Raw genomic sequence first — 20,691 nt, 5'->3', positions numbered from 1 at the left:
GGCGAACCGGCGTGAGGGCATTTGTTAAGAATGCGAAACATCACTCGCTTTCCCTGTTGCGTCGCCCGATTCTTTGTCATACAGTAGTATCATCATAGTATCTGACCATAAACTGGCCGTGCCGGGAGGGCCGGTCCAAGGGAGGGAGTCTCAATGCTCAAATCGATCCGCCTGTTGACCATCGCTGCAGCCACGGCCTGTGCCACCATTTTCGGCGCAGTCTCGGCTCAAGCCGATGCCGTTTCCGACTTCTACAGCGGCAAGACCGTCACGATCCTGATCGGCCATCCGCCCGGCGGTTCCTACGATCTTTACGCCCAATTGCTCGCTCAGCATTTCGGCAAGCACATTCCCGGCAATCCGACCGTGATCGTCCAGGGCATGCCGGGCGGCGGCGGCTCGCTTGCGGCCGCGCACTTCTATACCAAAGCACCGAAGGACGGCACCATGGTTGCGCTCCTGCCGGAATCGCTGGCGCAGGATCAGGTCCTCGATCCGAAGAAGAGCCGCTGGGATGTTTCGAAGATGCGTTTCATCGGTCGCGTTGCCGACGTCACCTCGGTCATGATGGCGCGAAAGGATTCGCCGGTGAAATCGATCGAGGACTCGCTGAAGACCGAAGCCAACGTGAGCTGCTCCGGCCGCACCACATCGAGCGCCCAGACCGGAGCCGTGCTGAAGTCACTGATCGGCTCGAAGTTCAATATGGTCTGCGGTTATGACAGCGCGACCGCCAGCGCGCTCGCCGTATTTCGCGGCGAAGCCGATCTGACGACCACCGTCTGGGCCAACTGGTCGGTCAATTACGCCCAGCAGCTTGCTGCCGGCGATGTCGTTCCGGTTGTGCAGTTCTCGGAAAAACGCCTGACAGACCTTCCGAACACCCCAACGGCCGTCGAGCTCACCAATGATCCGGCCAAGAAGCAGGCGATCGAATTCTTCGGTGCGGGCGGCGATATCGGCCGTGCCCTGATGACCCCGCCCGGTACACCGGAAGATCGCGTCGCGGGGCTCTCCCAGGCCTTCGATGAACTGATGAAGGATCCTGATTTCCTGGCTGACGCAAAGGCTCGCTCGATCCCGATCGCGCCGATGGCCGGCAAGGATGTGGATGCGGTCGTCGAGAAGATCATCACGACCCCGCCGGACGTTGTCGCCACGCTCCAGAAGGCGATCGCGGACGGCTTCAACAACTGATCCCGATATGCCGCGCGGCTCCGGTCGCGCGGTTTTTCTTTGCCTTTAAGCGTTCGTCACTTCCCAATATCAAGGATTACGTCCATGGACCACCAGGACACGAAGCGTTTCGTCCCGGTTGAAACCGGTGCGCCGAAATATGGCAGCGACCTGATCGCCGCGGCGATCCGGGAGCAGGGTTTTCCCTATATCTGCCTCAATCCGGGTGCGAGCTACCGACATCTGCACGACAGCCTGGTCAATTATCTCGGCAACGAAAATCCGAAGATCATTCTGTGCATGCACGAGGAGCATGCGATCGGCATCGCTCAAGGGTGGGCGAAAATCACCGACAAGCCGCTTGCTGCTGCGGTTCATTCGAATGTCGGCCTGATGCATGCCACGATGGGTATTTTCGACGCGTGGTGTGACCGCGTGCCGGTCGTCGTCATTGGTGCCACCGGCCCGCTCGACGCCACCAAGCGCCGGCCGTGGATCGAGTGGATCCACTGCACCATCGACCAGGGTGGCTTGGTCCGTGACTTTACCAAATGGGACGACGAACCCGCCTCGCCGGAAGCCGCAGTGGAATCGATCCGCCGCGCCACGATGCTTTCGACCGCCCGCCCCTCCGGCCCGACCTATGTGAACCTCGATGTCACCGTGCAGGAAATGGAGCTTGAAAAGGTCCCTGCGCTGCACGACATCTCCCGCTTCAAGGCGCCTGCCGATCCCGAGCCGCCGCGCCGTGACCTCGAAGAGGCCGTCGAAATCCTGGCGAGAGCCAAGCGCCCCGTCATCCTCTGCGGCCGTACCTCGCGCAGTGAAGAGGGCTGGGCCGAGCGCATCAAGCTCGCCGAACTCATCGGCGCGAAAGTGCTCACCCATGTGAAGCTGGCAACCAGCTTCCCCACCACGCATCCGCTGTTCATCGGCGAGACCGGCTGGAAGCTGTCGAAGAACCTGCTGAAACACCTGATGGAAGCCGACGCCGTTCTTTCGCTGGACTGGCTCGATCTCGCCGGCACCATCAACCAGGTCTTCCCGGCCGGAAGCCCGAGCGCCTCGGTCATCAGCGTCTCGAACGACTTCAACATCCATCGCGGCTGGAACATGGACTACCAGGGCCTGCCGGCTGTGGACGTCAACATTCCGACCGTGCCGGAAACCGCCGTCTCGCGCCTGCTGGAAGCGCTCACGCTGCGCCTGCCGGCCTCGAAGACATACGAGCGGCGGCGCATTGATGCCGAACCGTCGAGGACCTCCGGCGACATCAGCCTCATGGACCTCGCCAAGGTGTTCAACCGCGTGACGCGCGACATGGACGTCTGCCTCACATCGCGCCCGCTCGGCTGGCCGGTCAATGCCAACGAGCTCGAGCATCCACACGACTATCTCGGCCATAATGGTGGCGGCGGCGTGGGCTCAGGCCCCAGCATCGGCATCGGCGCGGCGCTCGCGCTGCGCGACATGAAGTCCCCGCGCGTGCCGATCGCGATCGTTGGTGACGGCGACTTCACCATGGGCAATACCGCGCTCTGGAGCGCGGCATCGCAGGGCATCCCGCTGCTCTACGTGATCTCCAACAACAACTCCTACTTCAACGACGAGCACCATCAGGCGCAGGTAGCGGTCCAGCGCGGCCGTCCGCCGGAAAACGCCTGGGTCGGCCAGCGCCTGCAGGACCCGGTTCCGGACCTGCTGATGCTGGCGAAGGCGCAGGGCATCGATGGCGAGGGGCCGATCACCGATATCACCGACCTTGCCGACGCGTTGATCCGCGGCCTCGAGAAGGTGAAGGCCGGCAAGCCCTGGGTGATCGACGTCCGCGTGCCGCCGGAATATTGTCGCGATCCGATGGTCGAGCTTGCTTGACCGGATAAAGGAGTTCCGGAAGCACAGGCCCCGCTTATCCGAGCGGGGCTTTTTTACATGCGTTTTCCGCCTCCGCTCCAAAGGAAACATGAACCTTGGGTAAAATTAAGCCTCGCGCCCCGGGACCTGAGATCTGCCATGCCGATCGTTCAGTTCAGTCGTATCCATCGGTACGCCGCGCCTGATGGCAGCATAGGGCAGCGCGAATAAATACAGGCCGGTGAACAATAGCAAAAAGAGCGGCAGCAGGGGGGAATAGACCACCCAGAAGGGAGGTTCCCCCAACCCCATGGCGACGAAGTTTGCGACGACGGTTGCCGTAAAGATGATCGACAGCCAGCGGTGGACCTGCCGAATAGTTCTGTTCCAATCCAATGGGAATCCCCCCTCTCTCCACACTCACTCCAGACAGATTTCAGTCTGTCCGAGCCAACACCTGTTCCAGATTTGCGAGGAACTTCTGCCATCCGTGTCTGGCGCCCTGATAGGCCTGCTGCTGATCCGGCCGGAAGCCCGATTGCTCCATGCGCAGATGGGTGCCCGTGCGCGTAGGGGTGAGAGTCCAGGTAACGATACTTTCGAGACCATAGGCACCCCATGTGTAAGACAGAGTCTTGTTCGGCTCGACTTCCAGAACCTGGCAGTCGACGGAACCCCAGTCTGCGCTAAGCTTGAAACGATGGTCCATAACAGGCTTGAAGTCGTTCTTCATGAGCCACTCCTCGATCAGGTGTGGTTGCGTAAGTGCGCGCCAGATCTTCTCCGGCGGAAAAGCTACCTCCCGCTCGACAACGACGGAGCGCGTTTCGATCGACGTTTCGTTCATTGGTCCATCCTTTTGAGTAGATCTTCGAGGTCATCGAACCGGCTCTGCCAGAACCCGGCCATCTGGCTCGTCCAGTCGACCAGAGGAGCCAGCGCGCCAAGTTGCGCACTATAGTGCGTCTGGCGACCTTCATGGCGGTCGCGCACCAACCCGGCACGCTTCAGCACAGCAAGATGCTTTGAAACGACCGGTTGCGAGACCCCGGCCCTGGCCGTCAGAGCTCCGACCGTCTTTTCTCCTTCGCGGCACAGTCGTTCAAAGAGAGCCCTCCGGGTCGGATCGGCGAGCGTTCTGAAGAGCACGTCATGAGCGTTCGACATTTGAAATCCATACCTCGCCGGCTATGAATTTACATATAGCCACAGAGCTATGAATGAGTCAAGCGGCGGCAACGATAGACAAACGAAAAGGCCGAAGCAGCGATGCTCCGGCCTTTCCATTGCGATTGTTGGCCGTGGCTCAGATGATGTCCGAGACCATCGTGCGCAATTGCGGGAAGGCGTCGCCCAGATAGGATTGCGGCCAGGGCATGACGAGCAGCTTGTCGAAAAGGATGAACATGGCAACCCAGATGACGAGCGTAATCACCAGCGTGCGGATCCAGGGCTGTCTGCCCTCGAAGCGCATATAGCCGAACATGAATACTAGCAGTGTCGGCAGAAGACCGATCAGGAGCGTACCCACGAAGACCGAGAGCACCCAGGCGAACATGATGCCCATGCGTGCGTAAAGCTGACGGTCGGGCATCGCTTCCAGCGGATCGGCCTCGCTCGCCTTGCGCGGCTTGAGGATCGTCTCGCCGGCGCGCTTTCTCATGTAGATACCGATGCCTGAGCAGATCACGACGATGAGGCCGACGGCCGATACCGTCTGTGGCATCAGCCTTGCAGCAAGCGCCCATTCGGTCGAGGTGGCAAGCGCCGTGGCAAACAGGATCGCGGCAAGGACCCACATGCCTGGCAGCATGATGCGGTCGATCGTGGAGACCTGTCCGACCGGAGCTTCTTTCGGGGCGGCGGGCTCACTGACTGCTGCACCGACCGCGGCCAGTGCAGGCTCGCGACGCTTCAGGAAAAACCTTACCGCGCTGTAGGCAAAGTAGAGGACCGGGATCGCCAGGATGAAAAGGACGCCGGGACGTGTCAGCCATTCCGAACCGTAGCGACTGGTCGAAATGAACAGGTATTGTTCCACCAGACCTCCAAGGACGAGGCCAAGCAATACCGGTGCACGCGCCCAGCCGAAGCGCTTCATGGCCCAGCCGATCACCGAGAAGATCAGGAGAACGATGATGTCGCCGATGTCGCGGGTCGCCGAATAGGCTCCGATGAAGACGATGGCGAGCACCGTCGGCACCAGAATGCCTGCCGGCACCAATGCCAGCTTGGCGAGTTGCGACACGAAAGCGAAACAGATGAGCACGCCGATAATGTTGGCGATCATCAGGCTCCAGACGATCGTGTAGGTGATGTCGAGCTGTTCGGTAAGCAGCTTCGGACCCGGCTGGATGCCGTGCATCATGAAGGCGCCAAGCAGGATCGCCATGGTGGCGCTCGCCGGAATGCCGAAGGCAAGCGTCGGGATGAGCGCGCCGCCTTCGCGGGAATTGTTGGCCGCCTCGCAGGCGATGACGCCGCGCACGTCGCCGGTGCCGAAGCTCTCGGTGCCGCCCTTCACCGATTTCGCCGCCGAGCCGTAGGCGATCCAGTCGATCGCCGGGCCGCCGAGGCCGGGGACCGAACCGAGGATCGCGCCGAGCCACGAGCTCTGGAACACGAGGCGGATGTTCTGGATCGCGTCGCGCACGCCGCGGAACTGGTCGCGCACAATGCTTTCGCTGCGATGGAGGGCAACCGACTGGCGCGCCGCGCCGAGCTCGATCAGTTCCGGCACGGCGAAGAGGCCGAGCACCAGTGCTTCGAGCGGAACACCTTCCCAGAGATAGATGGAATCGAAGGTCCAGCGCAGTTCACCCGTCTGCGCCTCGTCGCCGACGGAAGCGATGACGACACCGAAACAGGCGGCCACCAGGCCCTTCATCATGTTGCCCTGGCTGACGGCCGCGACCAGCGTGAGGCCGAGGATGCAGAGCGCCAAAAGCTCCGGCGTGCCGAAGGCCATCATGAAGGGCCTGAGGATCGGGATCGCGATGCCGAGCAGGACGGCTCCGAAAATACCGCCGATCAGCGATGAAGTGTAGGAAGCGCCGAGCGCTCGCCCGGCCTCGCCGCGGCGCGCCATGGGATAGCCGTCCATCACAGTCGCTGCCGATCCTGCAGCTCCTGGCACCCCGATCAGGATCGACGGGATCGTGTCGGCCGTCGGTGTCACAGCCCACATGCCGATCAAGAAGGCAAGCGCCGTATAAGGGTCCATCGTGTAGGTGAACGGCAAAAGCAGGGCCATGCCCGCCAGGCCGCCGATGCCGGGGATGACCCCAATGAAAAGGCCGAGTATACAACCCAGCATGATGATCAGGAAGCGCATCGGGTCAAAGATGACCCCCAACGCCGCCATGGCCTGTTCAAGAAGCATATATATCCTCCACCGCCTCGCTATCCGCGAGGCTCATTGCTCGTGAGACGCTTTCATGCGCCTCCTCCCTCGTTTCGGGAGCTATCACCGGAGGCGGCATCCCCCAGCAAAACGCCGTGGTCGAGGGACCGCCCGAATACGCATACACCGGCGCCCGCGAGGTTTCATCGCAACACTTGTGTAGTATTGTATTTTTGTACGACAATGTTGATCTGACAGCGCCGCCATTGGCAAATTCAAAAAGCAAAGAGTATTATCACTGAAATGAATTTGGCAAACATCGATCTCAAGCTCCTGGTGGTCTTCGACGCGATGATGGCGGAAGGCAGCGTCAACCGCGCCGCCGAAAAGCTCGGCATGTCGCAGCCGGCGCTTTCCAACGCGCTCAATCGCCTGCGCCTGCTGCTGAATGACCGGCTTTTCCTGCGCACGGCGGACGGCATGCGGCCGACACCGCGGGCGTTGGAAATCGCCGGGCCGATTCAGGCGGCGATGCGACAGATCGAGGAGGCGCTCGAACCGACCGTCTTCGAACCCAACGATCCGGACTGGACCTTCAACCTCGCCGTTTCCGACCATGCCTCGGTGGTGATGCTGCCGCTTCTGATCGAGCATGTCGCCCGCGTCGCACCGCAGGTGGCCCTGAAGATCCAATCGCGCCCGAACGAAGAACTGCCGGCACTTCTCGACAACAGCGAGATCGACCTCGCGGTCGGTGTCATCCCCAACCTGCCGCGCCGTTTCAAGCACATAGCTCTCTTCGAAGACAAATATCTCTGCATGATGAGGCAAGGTCATCCGCTTGCGGGCCAGCCGATCACGCTCGATGAATTCCTCGCCGCCGAGCAACTCGCCGTCAAGCCCGGCATGAGCGATGTGAGCCGCGCAGACCGATTCCTGGCAGAAGCGGGCCTCAAGCGGCGCGTCGCCACCACGGTTCACCAGTTCCTGGCCGCACCGGCGATCGTCTCCCGCTCCGATCTCATCGTCATGGTATTTGAGAAGATGGTGCCGATCTTCGATCCGTCGCGCTTCTATTTCTGTCCCGTGCCGGTGCCGAACATGCGGGTCTTCGCCACCGCCGTATGGAGCGATGTCCATACGGATGTTCCCGCCCACAAATGGCTGCGCCGCCAACTTGCGCTGGTCGCCAGGCAGCTTGCCGAGGAGACCGGTGCGGAAGGGCTGGCACTTTCCGCTGCCAGCTAGGCCATACTTTCACAAAGTGCGGCAATCCTCACATCGGCGGTTGTCTCTCCGGTCCGATTTGCTTATATCATTGTCATACAGTATGACGCAAAACGGTCCCTACCGGAAGGATTTCGAGGTGAACGATCCGTTGAACAGCACCGCAACCACCCGCGACGGCACGAAAATCTCCTACCGCCTCGTCAAGGGAAGTGGCCAGGGCCGCATCGCGCTCGTGCATTCGCTTGCCATGGACAAGACCTTCTGGGAGCCGACGGTCGCCGCCCTCGACGGTTTTGCCGATGCCCTCATCTACGACTGCCGCGGCCACGGCGCTTCCGACAAGCCGGCCGGCCCCTATAGTGTCGAGCTTTTCGCCGATGACCTCGCCGATCTTATGGATCATGTCGGCTGGTCCTCGGCCGTCGTCGCCGGCGCCTCCATGGGCGGATGCGTGGCGCTCGCCTTTGCTGCCGGTTATCCGCAGCGCGTCGAAGCGCTCGGTCTTTTTGACACCACCGCATGTTATGGAGAGGACGCCCCAAAAGCCTGGGCGGAGCGCGCCGACAAGGCGCTCGCCGAAGGTATGGCCGCGCTTGTCGGCTTTCAGAAGACCCGCTGGTTCAGCGATAGCTTCCGCGAGGCCAATCCGGATATCGTGGAGAAGGCGATTGCCGTCTTCCTGAAGAACGAACTATCGGCCTATGCCGCGACCTGCGCGATGCTCGGCAATGCGGACATCCGCGCCGCCCTGCCGAAATTTTCCTTCCCCTGCCGCGTCGCGGTTGGCACGGAGGATTATGCGACGCCGCCGGAGATGGCCCGCTACATGGCGGACAATATTCCCGGTGCGTCGCTCTTCATCATGGACGGTGTCAGGCATTTCACGCCGCTGGAAGTGCCCACCACGATCGCCGGACATCTGAAGGAATTGGCAAAGGCAGCCAAGACGGCCTGACGTCCCCTTGCGACGACCGGCTAGGGGCGGCAGGCCGAAATCAGCGGCGAGCTTCCGTCGCCATGCGAACGGCAAGAGCGGCAAGGACGGTGCCCATCAGCCAGCGCTGGACGACGATCCATGTGGGCCGGCGGGCAAGAAAGAGCGCGATAGCACCCGCCATCAGTGCGATCATCGCATTGATGGAGATGCTGATGGCGATCTGCGTGAAGCCGAGCACGATGGATTGGGAAAGCACGCTGCCATGTTCCGGATTGATAAACTGCGGCAGCAGTGAGAGATAGAGCACTGCCGCCTTCGGATTCAGAAGGTTTGTCATCAGCCCCATGACGAACAACCTTTTCGGACTGTCCTTCGGCAGTTGCATGACTTGGAAAGGCGAGCGCCCGCCCGGCTTCACCGCCTGCCAGGCGAGATAGAGCAGGTAGAGAGCGCCCGCGAAACGCAGCGCGTCATAGGCATAAGGCACGGCCATGACCAGCGCGGTAATGCCGAAAGCGGCACAGAGCATGTAGAAGACGAAGCCGAGCGCCACGCCGCCGAGCGAGATCAATCCCGCCATCGGCCCCTGGGAGATCGATCGCGAGATCAGGTAGACCATGTTCGGCCCGGGCGTCAGTACCATGCCAAGAGCGATGAGAGCAAAGGCGGCGAGACTGGAAAGGTCGGGCATAGGGGTGATTCCGGAGAAAGGTGGGCCTTCTTCATCGACGAAACCAACCGGGATTTCAAGGACGCAGGACCGATCTTATCTGTTGTCGGTCTTTTGACATCCGAGGATCTCGCACTCTTCAATGCAAACCGCCGACCCCGAGCAGCCGCTCGACAACATCATGATCCGCGGCGAGCACTTGCGGGCTGCCTTGCCAGGCAATGCGGCCGCGCTCGAGGATGATGACATTGTCGGCGAAATCCAGCGCGCTCTGGATGCGCTGCTCGACGAGCAGGATGGTCATTTCTCCGGATTGAGCGAGTTTGGAGAAGGCCGCCATCAGCTCTTCGCAGATAACCGGCGCCAGACCTTCCAGCGGTTCATCAAGCAGGAGTACGGTCGGCTGGCCCAGGATGCTGCGGGCGGTCGAAAGCATCTGCTGTTCGCCCCCCGAAAGCTGACTGCCAAGATTCCTCCGCCGCTCCTTCAGGCGCGGGAACATCTCATAGGCCTCCGAGATCGCATCCTTCGGGCGACCCTTCAACCCGACGAAGAGATTTTCCTCGACTGTCAGGGTCGGGAAGACGTCCCGGGTCTGTGGAACATAACCCAGGCCGGCCAGCGCGCGGGCAGCGCTCGGCTCATCCGCGATGTCGACGCCGGCGAGGCGGATTTGGCCACCATAGCGCCGCGTCTGGCCGGCCAATGTGGCCAGCAGGCTCGTCTTGCCCATTCCGTTGCGGCCGAGAAGAGCAAGCCTCGATCCGGCGGGCACGGAGAAGGAAACGTCCTCGATCACCCGCGTCGGGCCATAACCCGCGGAAAGATTTTTGACCTCAAGCAGTGCCGCCGGCATTCGCATAATTCCCCAGATAGGCTTCGCGTACGCGCTGGTCCTGCGTCACATCCTTCGGCGAGCCATCGAAGATCACCGTTCCGGCCGCGAGCACGACCACCCGCCGGGCAAAGCGGAAGACGAGGTCCATGTCATGGTCGATCATGAGCACAGCAAGATCCGGCGGCAGGCTGTTCAACGCTTGCTCGATGCGCGTGGTTTCCGACTGCGGCACGCCGGCAGCCGGCTCGTCCAGCAGTAACATCCTGGGACTCAGCGCCATCGCCAACGCGATCTCCAGGAGCCGCTGCTGACCGTAGGCGATCTCCCGCACCTTCAGATGCGAAAGCTCGATCAACCCGAGCCGGTCCAGGATTTTCCTGACTTCGTCCATCACCTCGGGCTTGCGGGAATAGTGGCCGAACATTTTTCCTGCCTGCCTCTCCCGTTGCAGGATTGCCAGCGCCACGTGCTCTTCCGGCGTCATGTCCTGAAAGAGACGCGTCACCTGGAAAGAGCGGATCAGGCCGCGCCGCACGCGCTTGGCGGCCTTGAGCCGGGTCACATCCTCACCACCGAGGAAGACATGGCCTGAATCGGGCCTGAGATTGCCGGTCACGAGGTTGACGAAGGTCGTCTTCCCCGCCCCGTTCGGGCCGATCAGGGCCACGCGATCGCCTGGCGCCATGGCAAGCGACACGTCATTGGTGACAACCAGCCCGCCGAAATTCTTTCTGAGATTCCGGACCTCGAAGAGAACGCTCATCCCCGCCTCCTCCTTAATCGGTTGACGAAACCGGCGGTGGAGCCATAAAGCCCCTTCGGCGCGAAGAGCACGACGGCGACAAGCAATGCGCCGATGATGGTGAGCCAGTGGAACGGATTGATGGCCGACAGCGTGTCCTCGAACCACATGAAGACCATCGTGCCGATCATCGCCCCATAAAGCGAGCCCGTGCCGCCGAGCACCAGCATCACCAATGCCTCGGCCGACAGCGTGAAGGAGAGGCTGTCGAGCCCGACGACCTGCGTGGAGATGGCCGATAATGCACCGCCGATGCCGGCCACGGCCCCGGAGATCACATACATGCGCAGCAGCACCGAGTTCACCGAAGCGCCCATCGCGGTGATGCGGATACGATCCTCCCTCACCCCGCGCGCCAGCATGCCGAAGGGCGAGCGGACCAGGATCCTGAGTGCCACGAAGACGACGGTCAACAGGGCGAGACCATAGATGTAGGCCGTCTGCCCCCAGAGATCGAACTCGAACAGACCGAAGACCGCCTCCGGCATGATACCGGAAAGTCCGTCGCTGCCGCCGGTCCAGGCCGACGCCTTGTTTGCGGCCTCGTGGAAGAGATGGATGACGGCGATCGACAGAACGAGTTGCGCCAGGCCGTGGGGCCGCAGGATGACGACGCCCGAGACGAGGCCGGCGGCAGAGCCGGCAAGTGCTCCGACCAGCGTCATGGTCAATGGCTCGCTAATGCCGAAATGCGCCGCTGCAATGCCGGCTCCGTAAGCCCCTGCCCCGAAAAGCGCCGCGTGCCCAAGCGTCGCCACACCGCAATATCCAGTCACCAGATCGAGCGACAGGACCAGGAGCGCAATCGCCGTCATCCGCGTCAGCAGCGCCAGATTGTTCGGAAAGAGATAGTAGCCGATCATCCCGATCACGATGATCAAGAGTGTGCCGATCAACCCGCCATCGGCAAGCCGCCGGGCGATTGAGGGGTTGGCAGCAGAGCTGTGATCCGTGGAAGCCGCTGTCATTTCGACCGCCCCAGAAGCCCGCGCGGAAAGAGGGTCACGATCACGATGACTGCGAGATAGAAGAAGAATTCTCCGTATTCCGGCGCGAGATAGCGGCCGGTCGTATCGATCGTGCCGAGCAACAGGCAGGCGAGAAGCGCGCCGGGAATGGAGCCCGCGCCGCCGACCGAGACCACAACGAGGAAGGTCACCATGTAGCGCAGCGCGTAATAAGGCTCGACGGGAAGAAGTTCGGCCCCAAGCACGCCGCCGAGCGCGGCAAGCCCGATTGCCACAGCAAAGCTCACCGCGTAGACGATCTCGGTGCGCACCCCGAGAGCCGCGGCCATAACGGCATTGTCCACCGCCGCACGCAACCGGATGCCGAAGGCGGTCCGCTCGATCAGGAACCACAGAGCCGTCGCGACAATCAGCCCGCAGACGATCGCGAAAAGCCGGTGCGCGGCGATCGAGCGGAAGCCGAGATCGACGGAACCCTGCAGCGCCGGCGGCAACGGGATGGTCTTCAGCGTCGGCCCGAAGATGAAGTTGGTAATCCCGATGACGCAGAAGGTGATGCCGATCGTCATCAACACCTGGGTCAGTTCCGTCGCGCCATAAAGGCGGCGGTAGAGGAGGCGCTCGATGGGGATGGCGATGATGACCGTCCCGACGACGGCAATCAGGATACCGGCTGCATAACCGAGCCCCAGGTCACGCGCTGCATAGGAGGCAAGGTAACCGCCGATCATCGCGAACGCCCCATGCGCAAGGTTCACCACGCGCATCAGTCCCATCGTTACGGAAAGCCCGATCGAGATCACGAACAGCACCATGCCGTAGGCCAGCGCATCGACGGCTATGCTGAACACGGTCTGCATGGGTGGTTGTGTCCTTATTCGGCCGAAATTTCTCTGGCGGCTAAACGCCCCTTACCCTACCCCTCTCCCCGTTCACGGGGAGAGGGGACGTGCCCCCGAGCAGCGCCTTCGATCGGGAAAGCGGTGCGTCACAAGTCCTTCTCCCCGCGAGCGGGGAGAAGGTGGCGGCAGCCGGATGAGGGGCGATGAGCTGGAAATCAAACTTACTTCTTCACGAAAGCCAGGCCTGGATCGCCCTGTTTCTCGAACGTCTGAATTTCCTTGTTGATGTATTTGCCGCTCTCGTCCCTGGCGACTTCACGCAGGTACACGTTCTGCGTGATATGGCGGCTCTCCGGATCGATGGCGACTGGTCCGCGCGGGCTTGTCCAGGCAAGGCCCTTCACGGCTTCGATGGCCTTCTTGGCGTCTTTCTTGCCGCCGGTCGCTTCGATCATCCTGGAGATAACATACATGCCGTCATAAGCGCCGACCGCCGGGAAGGTAAGCTCTGCGGGGTTGCCGATCGCCTTCTCGGCTGCCGCGACGAATGCCTTGTTCTCCGGAGAATCATGCGACACGGCATAATGATAGGTCGTCGTCAGCCCGAGGGCTGCGTCACCGAGCGCCGGCAGGTCGGATTCAGGCGTCAGGTCGCCGGTCGCGAAGAACTTGATGCCGGCCGCCTTCAGGCCGTTGTCGTTATAGGCCTTGACGAAGGCAAGCGTCGGTGGGCCGGACGGCAGGAAGCTGAAGAGCGCTTCGGCGCCCGAATCCTTTACGCGCTGCATCAGCGGAGCGAAATCGTTGGTGGAAAGCGGCATGCGGATCGCTTCGACCACCTGGCCGCCTTCTTTCTCGAAGGCGGTCTTGAAGGCGTTTTCCGCGTCGATGCCCGGGCCGTAATCGGAAACCAGCGTGATGACCTTCGTGACGCCCTGGTCCTTCGCCACTTTCGCGATCGGCGTCGTATTCTGCCACATGGTGAAGGACGTCCGCACCACATAGGGGCTCGCGGTAACGATCGAGGACGTCGCGGCATTCATCACGACCATCGGCACGTTGCCCTGCTGCAGCAGTGGCGTTGCGGCCATGGCGTCAGGGGTGAAGTAAAAGCCGGCGAGATACTGCACGCCCTCGCGCACAATGAGTTCCTGTGCCAGCGATTTCGACTGCGCCGGATCGGCCTGCGGCACGTCGCGATAGACGATCTGGATATCGTTGCCGCCGATCTCGTTGCCATTGACGGCGAGCCAGGCATCGATACCCGCCTTGAAGTTCTTGCCTTGCAACGCAAAAGGCCCCGAGAACGGACCGATGACGCCGATCTTGATCGTATCGGCGTATGCGGCACTCGATAAAATGGCGATCGCGAATGCGGTCATGATGAGTCTCTTCATAAAGCCCTCCCTAAAACCTCATCCTCGATTGCGTTTGACAGGTGCCGCAACGCCAGGATGCCTGCTTATCCTAACGGCGACCCAGAATAACACGAGGCACGTCAGTCATGAAAAGTTATTGATGCACGTGCTTACAGCCGTGTCGCCGCCGCCTCAACCCTTTCCGAGGGAGCGTATGTTATCGACAAGTTCTGCCGCAAGACGCAGCGACGCACCCGTCGCCATCACCATCGGCGGCAAGATCAGCCATTCGAGGGTCCAGGCGGCGCCTGAGCGCTCCTGTTCATGCACCATGGCCTGCTGCATGCCGGAAAGCTGCACCGCATTGAAGCGGGCAAGCGAGACCAGCACCTCGGCCGCTACCGGATTCTGCTTGTGCGCCATGGCAGAGGAACCGCCACCGCCGGCAAGCTCCATCTCGCCGCCCATTTCCGCAAGCAGCGCCACGTCCTGGCCGAACTTGCCGAGCGAGCCGGAGATCAATGCCAGGATTCCGGCGAATTCCGCCAGGCGATCCCGTTGGCTCTGCCATTGCGGAGCATCGGCAAGCAACAATTCGAAAGCAAGCGATTGGCGCACACCAGCCGCCTTGGCGCCCAGTTTGTCGAGCGTGCCGGCGGCACCGCCGAACTGCACTGCAAAACCGTGCTCGGAAAAGGCATCCAGCCGCCGGCGGTGGCGGACGAGCGGTTCACACCACGCGCGGATGCGGTCGGAAACGGTGATCGGGACTGCCGCCTGCATGCGGGTATGGCCCATCAGCGTGCGGGCGCCGAAATTCCGATCGATAGCCACGAAGGCCTTTTCGAGAGCCGAAAGGCGTTGATCGAACAGGCCGCGGACCTGCTTCAGGCGGATCACCAGTGCCGTATCGATGACATCCTGGCTGGTTGCGCCGAAGTGCACGTATTGTGCCGCCTCGCCGCCGGCGGCCGCGCGGAGCTGCTTGACGAACTCGGCGACAACGATGCCATCGCGGCCGGTACCTTTGTGAAGCCCTGCCATGTCCGGCTTGAATGAGCCGCAGACAGTTAAGATGCGCTCCGCCGCATCCATGGGAATGACGCCGGCACCCGCCTCCGCCTTGGCGAGCGCCGCCTCGAAGGCAAGCATGGCTTCGATCTCGGCTTCCGCCGAAAACAGCTTTCCGGTCTCGTCGTCACCAACGAGACCGGACAGGAACGGGTGTTCGAAAGCCGAAACGCTCATACGGGCCCCTGATTCTTCGATCTCAGATGTCGAAGAATATGGTCTCGTTTTCACCCTGAAGATAGATGTTGAAGGTGACGGTATCGCCTTCACGCTTGCCGATCAGGGTGGGCACGCGGACACGGTGCTCGATGCGCGACAGGATCGGGTCTTCGGCATTCGCCTGCTCCTCGTCGGAGAAATACATGCGCGTGTTGAGACCGAGATTGATGCCGCGGGCGACGATCCAGAAGGTCACGTGCGGCGCCATCAGCCGACCGTCGCGGAACGGCACGCGGCCGGGCTTGATCGTCTCGAACACGAATTCCCCGGTCTGCATGTCGCCAGGGCAGCGAGCCCAGCCGAGGAAATTCGGATCGGCCTTGCCGCGCGTCTCCGAGGGGCTGTTGTAGAAGCCGTCAGCGTCCGCCTGCCAGATCTCGATCAACGCGTCCTTGAGCGGCGTCATGGCGCCGTCATAGACGAAACCGCGAATGGTGATGCGTTCGCCGCGGGTCTTGTCGTTGACCATCGGACCGGAGCCGAGATCGGTCTCGTAGACACCGGTGATGCCGGAAAAGTTCGGCGTACAGCCGATGTGAACGTACGGACCTGCCGTCTGGGATGCAGATTCCTTGAAGTAGGTGAGCGGCTGGACCATGGATCAGTTACCTTCCTTGCGGTTCTCGAAGAATGTCGAGCGACGGCCGCGCAAGATGATGTCGAACTTGTAAGCTCTCATGTCATGAGGAATTGTGTTGTTCATGTCTAGGGCTGCGATCAGGCCCTTGATGGCGTTCTCGTCCGGGATCGTCTTCACGATGGGACAAATCCAGATCATCGGATCGCCTTCGAAATACATCTGGGTGATCAGACGCTGCGCGAAGCCGTGGCCGAAGACCGAGAAGTGGATATGCGCCGGGCGCCAGTCGTTGACGCCATTCGGCCACGGATAGGGGCCGGGCTTGATCGTCTTGAAGACGTAGCCGCCGTTCTCGTCGGTGATGGTGCGGCCGCAGCCGCCGAAGTTCGGGTCGAGCGGTGCGAGGTAGGTTTCCTTCTTGTGGCGGTAGCGCCCGCCGGCGTTCGCCTGCCAGAACTCCACCAGCGCGCCGGGAATGCCGACGCCCCGTTCATCCAGCACGCGACCGTAGACGAGGATGCGTTCGCCGATCGCCATTTCGCCGGGCTTGGCGTAGTTGACGATCAGGTCGTTGTCGAACTCGCCGAGGATGTTGTGGCCGAAGACCGGACCGGTGACCTCGCTCTTGGTGCCTTCCAGCGAAATCAGCGCGCGTTGCGGCGAGCGTAACACGGAAGTCTTGTAACCCGGTGTGAATGCCGGTGGATGCCATTCCCTGTCACGAGGGAAGAAAGGTGTCGTTTCAGGCGGTGCGTTTCTCATCTTCTCTCTCCCGCGGCCTTTTCCGCGTCCATTTCAGCGTAAGTGGCTTTTGCAATCTTGAAGGCATGATTGGCGGCCGGAACGCCGGCATAAATTGCCACATGCATCAGGGCCTCGCAGATATCGTCTTTTGTCGCACCGGTATTGGCGGTTGCGCGGATATGCATGGCCACCTCGTCATAGTGGCCCAGCGCTGCAAGCAGCGCGATCGTCACCATCGAACGTTCGCGCTTGGTCCAGTGCGGGCGCGACCAGACGGTACCCCAGGCGCTTTCGGTGATGAGCTCCTGAAACGGCTGGTCGAACGGCGTCCTGTTTGCCTGGGCACGGTCGACATAAGCATCGCCGAGCACGGAGCGGCGCGTCTTCATGCCCTGCGCATAGCGTTCCGACGGCGTAGAAGTCTCGGCCATATTCATTCCTTATCCAGTTGTTCAATGAAGCCGCGGATCAGCGCGGCGTGGGCGGCAGGTGTTTCAACGCACGGAATATGCGCCGCTCCCTCGATGATCTCGTAGCGGGAGCCGGGAATCAGATCGGCAAGCGACTTGACGACCTCCGGCGGTGTCGAACCGTCCTCGCGGCCGACGATGCAGAGCACCGGCACGGTGATCTTGCTTGCGGCTTCGGTAAAATCTGCATCGCGGATCGCCGCGCAGGTGCCGCTGTAGCCGAAGGTCGGCTGCCGCACCAGCATGTGACAATAGCCCTGGTAGGCGGCATTCTCCGGCTTGCGGAAGGGTTCGGTAAACCAGCGCTCCATGATCGCGTCGAGAATGCTGCCGATGCCTTTTTCCTCGACGGTGGCGATACGCGCCGCCCACATTTCGGCGGTACCGATCTTGTGCGCCGTGTTGGAAAGCACCAGCGCCTTCACGAGGTCCGGCCGGGCGGCATACAGACCCTGGGCGATCAGTCCGCCCACCGAAAGGCCGCACACGACGACCTGCGACAATTGCAGGTGATCGAGCAGACCGGCAAGATCGGCCGCATGATCGGCAATCGAATACGGGGGGTTGCCGAGTCCGGAAAGACCATGGCCGCGCTTGTCATAAGTGAGGATTGTATAGTCCTCAGCCAGCTTCGGCAGCACGTGATGCCAGATGCGGCTGTCGGTTCCGAGCGAATTGATGAAGACGATGACTGGCCTATCATCACCCGCACGCAGAATGTCATAATGGATAGCAATGTCATTAATGTGTACAAATTGCATCTGCTCCTCCTCTCACGTTGATAGATTGCACTAGTTTTCGGTTAAGTAAAATGATATTTATAACATGTTTCCTTAACCGCAAGGTTATTTGATTTTGATCAATTCGCGAATCAAGTTTCGACACCTGTATACATTCATCGAGGTCGCCCGACAGAAGAGCGTCGTCAGGGCGGCCGAAATCCTCAATGTCAGTCAGCCCGCTGTGACCAAGACGATCCGCGAACTGGAAGAGGCACTGGGTGTCGCCGTTTTCGAGCGCGAGGGGCGCGGCATCCGCATTACTCGCTACGGTGAAGTCTTCCTGCGGCATGCGGGCGCGGCACTGACGGCACTCAGGCAGGGCATGGATTCCGTCTCGCAGGAACTCTTCGATTCCGCGCCGCCCGTACGCATCGGCGCATTGCCCACCGTCTCCACCCGGATCATGCCACGGGCGATGATGCTCTTCCTTGCGGAAAAGACGGGCAGCCGGGTAAAGATCGTAACGGGAGATAATGCCGTTTTGATGGAACAGCTCAGGGTGGGAGATCTCGATCTGGTCGTCGGACGATTGGCTTCGCCGGAGAAAATGGCAGGCCTTTCCTTCGAGCATCTCTATTCCGAGCAGGTGGTCTTCATCGTCCGGCCTGGCCATCCCCTGCTCGACGGAAGGCGTTCGATCTTCGAGGGCCTGGCGGATTATCCGGTGCTGATGCCGACGCGTGGCTCGATCATCCGGCCGTCCGTGGAACAGTTCCTCATTGCCAATGGCGTTGCCACCCTGCCCGTCCAGGTGGAAACAATCTCCGATGCTTTCGGCAGAGTTTTCGTGCGCTCAAGCGAAGCGGTCTGGATCATTTCAGCGGGCGTCGTCGCAGGGGACGTCGCTGACGGCACGCTCGCGCCACTACCGATCGATACCAGCGAGACCCGCGGACCGGTCGGCCTCACCATACGGGCCGATTCCAATCCTTCGGCACCGCTTTCCATCCTCATGCAGACGATTCGCCAGGCGGCTGTCGAGATCATGCCGGGGCGCTAGGTGCGACCTCAGCCCGCCTGCAGTTCGGGGAATTTCCTCTTCAGTTCGTCCAACGATGCAATCACCGCATCGTCGGCGCGAAGCGTGACGGAAATATTGTCGGCGACGTTCAGGGTCTCCTCGAAATGTACCGGCATCTGATATCCGCCTTGGCGAACCAGCGTCGCCTGCCGGCGGAAGCCGTGTTTCAGCAGCCAGTCGCGCGACGTCGTCAGACTCACCGCGACATGGAAAGCCCCGTCATCCTCCCTGCAGGCCTTGAGCTTGTAGGTTACGGGCGACCGGCTGCCGCCGATATCGATCTGGCCGGAATAACCTGCTTCCTTCAAATGCTCGGTCATGCTTCGCTCCTTTCGTTCGATGAGCCTTGAGGACAACCGACACCCACCTGCTTTGTTCCGGGCGGAAAGGCTCATGGCGATCAAGCCTGGTTGACGGCTGTCAACCACCGTGATCGAAAAGGCCGAGCGATGAAAAGAGGAGAAAAGAGGCGATGAAGGATCGGGAGTTGCTGGAGGCGCTGTTTGACGCTGCGGTGAAGGCCGCCGATCCCCTGACCGGCATCAGAAAATACCTGCCCTCCCCGCCGAAAAGCGGTCGCACCGTCGTCATCGGCGCCGGCAAGGGAGCGGCACAAATGGCTGCTGCCCTCGAGAGCGTATGGCCAGGCCCGCTCTCCGGCGTCGTCGTGACCCGCTACGGCTATGGCTGCGAAACGAAGTCGATCGAGATCCTCGAAGCCTCGCACCCTGTGCCCGATGCGGCAGGCCTTGCCGGTGCGAAGCGGCTTGTCGGGGCGATCTCGGGCCTTTCCGAGAATGATCTCGTCATCGCGCTGATCTGCGGCGGCGGGTCGGCCCTGCTGCCCGCGCCGCCGGAAGGCTTGACGCTTGAAGATGAGATCACCCTCAACGAGGCGCTGCTTGCCTCCGGTGCGCCGATCTCCGCAATGAACGTGGTCAGAAAACACCTTTCAACCATCAAGGGCGGCCGTCTCGCCGCAGCCACGAAGGCCCGCGTCGTCAGCCTGATCGTCTCGGATATTCCGGGTGACAATCCGGCCTTCGTCGCGTCGGGTCCGACCATTCCGGATGCCACGACGAGGCAGGAAGCGCTGGCGATTATCGAGCAGTATCGGCTGATGCTGTCGGAAAAAATGATCGCACATCTGAACTCGCCGGCGGCCGACGCTCCGAAGCCGGATGATCCGGTCTTTGCCCGCCACGAACATTATGTCATCGCCTCTGCCGGCGTATCGCTGGAAGCAGCGGCAGCGGTCGCCCGCTCCCACGGCGTCACGCCTCACATTCTTTCCGATTCCGTCGAAGGCGAATCCCGCGATGTGGCGCTGGTGCATGCGGCGCTCGCCCGCGAGGTGGCGCTGCGCGACCGGCCCTTCACCAAGCCTGCCGTGCTGCTTTCCGGCGGCGAGACGACGGTTACGCTCAGGAGCAAAGGGGGCAAGGGCGGCCGCAATGGCGAATTTGCCCTGGCCTTTGCGCTGGCGATCGACGGTCACCACATCACTGCGCTTGCCGCCGATACGGACGGGATCGATGGATCGGAGACCAATGCGGGCGCCTTTGCCGACGGCACGAGCACGCGTCGCCTGCGGATTGCGGGCCTGGACGGCAGAAAGCTGCTCGACGGCAATGACAGCTTTTCCGGTTTCTCCGCCATCGACGACCTGTTTTCCACCGGCCCGACCGGCACGAATGTCAACGATTTCCGGGCAATATTGGTGAGGTAATACCTGTTCCTTGTGGCAGGGCAAGCCACACGCGGGAAAGGGTGACGTGCCTCAAGC

General features: G+C 61.6%; 22 protein-coding genes. 6 read left to right on the top strand and 16 right to left on the bottom strand.

Going from position 1 to position 20,691, the window contains the following annotated elements:
* Nucleotides 1–153 precede the first annotated feature (153 nt).
* Both QEO92_RS29945 and QEO92_RS29940 read left to right on the top strand, forming a co-directional pair.
* Nucleotides 154–1,197, top strand: a complete 1,044-nt coding sequence (locus tag QEO92_RS29945; protein ID WP_037145305.1) for a Bug family tripartite tricarboxylate transporter substrate binding protein — start codon at nt 154–156, stop codon at nt 1,195–1,197.
* An 84-nt stretch (nt 1,198–1,281) separates the two neighbouring features.
* Nucleotides 1,282–3,051 (top strand): thiamine pyrophosphate-binding protein, encoded by a 1,770-nt coding sequence (locus tag QEO92_RS29940; protein WP_227705714.1) that lies wholly within the window; start codon nt 1,282–1,284, stop codon nt 3,049–3,051.
* A gap of 105 nt (nt 3,052–3,156) precedes the next feature.
* Here the strand turns inward: QEO92_RS29940 and QEO92_RS29935 are convergent, their stop codons facing one another.
* The 4 genes from QEO92_RS29935 to QEO92_RS29920 form a co-directional block, all read right to left on the bottom strand.
* Nucleotides 3,157–3,426: a hypothetical protein gene (locus QEO92_RS29935; protein ID WP_227705713.1), complete on the bottom strand. Its 270-nt coding sequence runs from the start codon at nt 3,424–3,426 to the stop codon at nt 3,157–3,159.
* Nucleotides 3,427–3,466: 40 nt separating this feature from the next.
* Nucleotides 3,467–3,877: an SRPBCC family protein gene (locus QEO92_RS29930; protein ID WP_037145303.1), complete on the bottom strand. Its 411-nt coding sequence runs from the start codon at nt 3,875–3,877 to the stop codon at nt 3,467–3,469.
* Nucleotides 3,874–4,197, bottom strand: a complete 324-nt coding sequence (locus tag QEO92_RS29925; RefSeq protein ID WP_037145302.1) for an ArsR/SmtB family transcription factor — start codon at nt 4,195–4,197, stop codon at nt 3,874–3,876. Before QEO92_RS29925 ends, QEO92_RS29930 begins: the two co-directional genes overlap by 4 nt.
* Before the next feature lie 139 nt (nt 4,198–4,336).
* The gene (locus tag QEO92_RS29920) at nt 4,337–6,412 is read right to left on the bottom strand and encodes a tripartite tricarboxylate transporter permease (RefSeq protein WP_227705712.1); all 2,076 of its coding nucleotides are present in this window, start codon (nt 6,410–6,412) and stop codon (nt 4,337–4,339) included.
* Between the two features lie 264 nt (nt 6,413–6,676).
* Between QEO92_RS29920 and QEO92_RS29915 the strand changes: the two genes are divergently transcribed.
* Together QEO92_RS29915 and QEO92_RS29910 are read left to right on the top strand one after the other, a co-directional pair.
* Nucleotides 6,677–7,621: a LysR family transcriptional regulator gene (locus QEO92_RS29915; RefSeq protein ID WP_227705711.1), complete on the top strand. Its 945-nt coding sequence runs from the start codon at nt 6,677–6,679 to the stop codon at nt 7,619–7,621.
* A gap of 118 nt (nt 7,622–7,739) precedes the next feature.
* On the top strand, nt 7,740–8,558 hold the full coding sequence (locus QEO92_RS29910) for an alpha/beta fold hydrolase (RefSeq protein WP_227705710.1): 819 nt from the start codon (nt 7,740–7,742) through the stop codon (nt 8,556–8,558).
* A 40-nt stretch (nt 8,559–8,598) separates the two neighbouring features.
* Here QEO92_RS29910 and QEO92_RS29905 read toward each other — a convergent pair whose 3' ends face one another.
* The 11 genes from QEO92_RS29905 to pcaD all read right to left on the bottom strand — a co-directional run bounded on the left by QEO92_RS29905 (nt 8,599) and on the right by pcaD (nt 17,863).
* On the bottom strand, nt 8,599–9,231 hold the full coding sequence (locus tag QEO92_RS29905) for a LysE family translocator (RefSeq protein WP_227705709.1): 633 nt from the start codon (nt 9,229–9,231) through the stop codon (nt 8,599–8,601).
* A 118-nt stretch (nt 9,232–9,349) separates the two neighbouring features.
* Complete coding sequence (locus QEO92_RS29900) at nt 9,350–10,066, bottom strand: ABC transporter ATP-binding protein (RefSeq protein WP_037145291.1); 717 nt, start codon at nt 10,064–10,066, stop codon at nt 9,350–9,352.
* Nucleotides 10,047–10,811, bottom strand: coding sequence for an ABC transporter ATP-binding protein (locus QEO92_RS29895; protein ID WP_037145289.1), 765 nt, complete (start codon nt 10,809–10,811; stop codon nt 10,047–10,049). The genes QEO92_RS29900 and QEO92_RS29895 overlap by 20 nt, the downstream gene beginning before the upstream one ends.
* The gene (locus tag QEO92_RS29890) at nt 10,808–11,818 is read right to left on the bottom strand and encodes a branched-chain amino acid ABC transporter permease (protein WP_227705708.1); all 1,011 of its coding nucleotides are present in this window, start codon (nt 11,816–11,818) and stop codon (nt 10,808–10,810) included. Before QEO92_RS29890 ends, QEO92_RS29895 begins: the two co-directional genes overlap by 4 nt.
* The gene (locus QEO92_RS29885) at nt 11,815–12,678 is read right to left on the bottom strand and encodes a branched-chain amino acid ABC transporter permease (protein WP_227705707.1); all 864 of its coding nucleotides are present in this window, start codon (nt 12,676–12,678) and stop codon (nt 11,815–11,817) included. The genes QEO92_RS29890 and QEO92_RS29885 overlap by 4 nt, the downstream gene beginning before the upstream one ends.
* A 203-nt stretch (nt 12,679–12,881) precedes the next feature.
* The gene (locus QEO92_RS29880) at nt 12,882–14,057 is read right to left on the bottom strand and encodes an ABC transporter substrate-binding protein (RefSeq protein WP_227705706.1); all 1,176 of its coding nucleotides are present in this window, start codon (nt 14,055–14,057) and stop codon (nt 12,882–12,884) included.
* Between the two features lie 153 nt (nt 14,058–14,210).
* The gene (locus QEO92_RS29875; RefSeq protein ID WP_227705705.1) at nt 14,211–15,266 is read right to left on the bottom strand and encodes a 3-carboxy-cis,cis-muconate cycloisomerase; all 1,056 of its coding nucleotides are present in this window, start codon (nt 15,264–15,266) and stop codon (nt 14,211–14,213) included.
* Nucleotides 15,267–15,288: 22 nt separating this feature from the next.
* Nucleotides 15,289–15,906, bottom strand: coding sequence for a protocatechuate 3,4-dioxygenase subunit alpha (gene pcaG / locus QEO92_RS29870; RefSeq protein WP_037145282.1), 618 nt, complete (start codon nt 15,904–15,906; stop codon nt 15,289–15,291).
* Nucleotides 15,907–15,909: 3 nt separating this feature from the next.
* Nucleotides 15,910–16,650 (bottom strand): protocatechuate 3,4-dioxygenase subunit beta, encoded by a 741-nt coding sequence (gene pcaH / locus QEO92_RS29865; RefSeq protein WP_227705704.1) that lies wholly within the window; start codon nt 16,648–16,650, stop codon nt 15,910–15,912.
* On the bottom strand, nt 16,647–17,063 hold the full coding sequence (gene pcaC / locus QEO92_RS29860) for a 4-carboxymuconolactone decarboxylase (RefSeq protein ID WP_037145980.1): 417 nt from the start codon (nt 17,061–17,063) through the stop codon (nt 16,647–16,649). The genes pcaH and pcaC overlap by 4 nt, the downstream gene beginning before the upstream one ends.
* A gap of 2 nt (nt 17,064–17,065) precedes the next feature.
* Nucleotides 17,066–17,863, bottom strand: coding sequence for a 3-oxoadipate enol-lactonase (gene pcaD / locus QEO92_RS29855; protein WP_037145278.1), 798 nt, complete (start codon nt 17,861–17,863; stop codon nt 17,066–17,068).
* Nucleotides 17,864–17,957: 94 nt separating this feature from the next.
* Between pcaD and pcaQ the strand changes: the two genes are divergently transcribed.
* Nucleotides 17,958–18,884: a pca operon transcription factor PcaQ gene (gene pcaQ, locus QEO92_RS29850; RefSeq protein WP_227705703.1), complete on the top strand. Its 927-nt coding sequence runs from the start codon at nt 17,958–17,960 to the stop codon at nt 18,882–18,884.
* 8 nt (nt 18,885–18,892) lie between these two features.
* Here the strand turns inward: pcaQ and QEO92_RS29845 are convergent, their stop codons facing one another.
* Nucleotides 18,893–19,225, bottom strand: coding sequence for a hypothetical protein (locus QEO92_RS29845; RefSeq protein WP_227705702.1), 333 nt, complete (start codon nt 19,223–19,225; stop codon nt 18,893–18,895).
* A gap of 152 nt (nt 19,226–19,377) precedes the next feature.
* Here QEO92_RS29845 and QEO92_RS29840 point away from each other — a divergent pair, with 152 nt between their 5' ends.
* Nucleotides 19,378–20,634 carry a glycerate kinase type-2 family protein gene (locus QEO92_RS29840; protein WP_227705701.1) on the top strand — a complete coding sequence of 419 codons (1,257 nt, stop codon included), beginning with the start codon at nt 19,378–19,380 and terminating at the stop codon, nt 20,632–20,634.
* The last annotated feature ends 57 nt before the right edge of the window (nt 20,635–20,691 follow it).

The sequence above is a fragment of the Neorhizobium petrolearium genome, assembly GCF_029854435.1.
GTDB classification, from domain to species: Bacteria; Pseudomonadota; Alphaproteobacteria; order Rhizobiales; family Rhizobiaceae; genus Neorhizobium; species Neorhizobium petrolearium.
The sequence above is the reverse complement of the archived record's forward strand: the minus strand, read 5'-3'. Positions and strand labels throughout refer to the sequence as shown.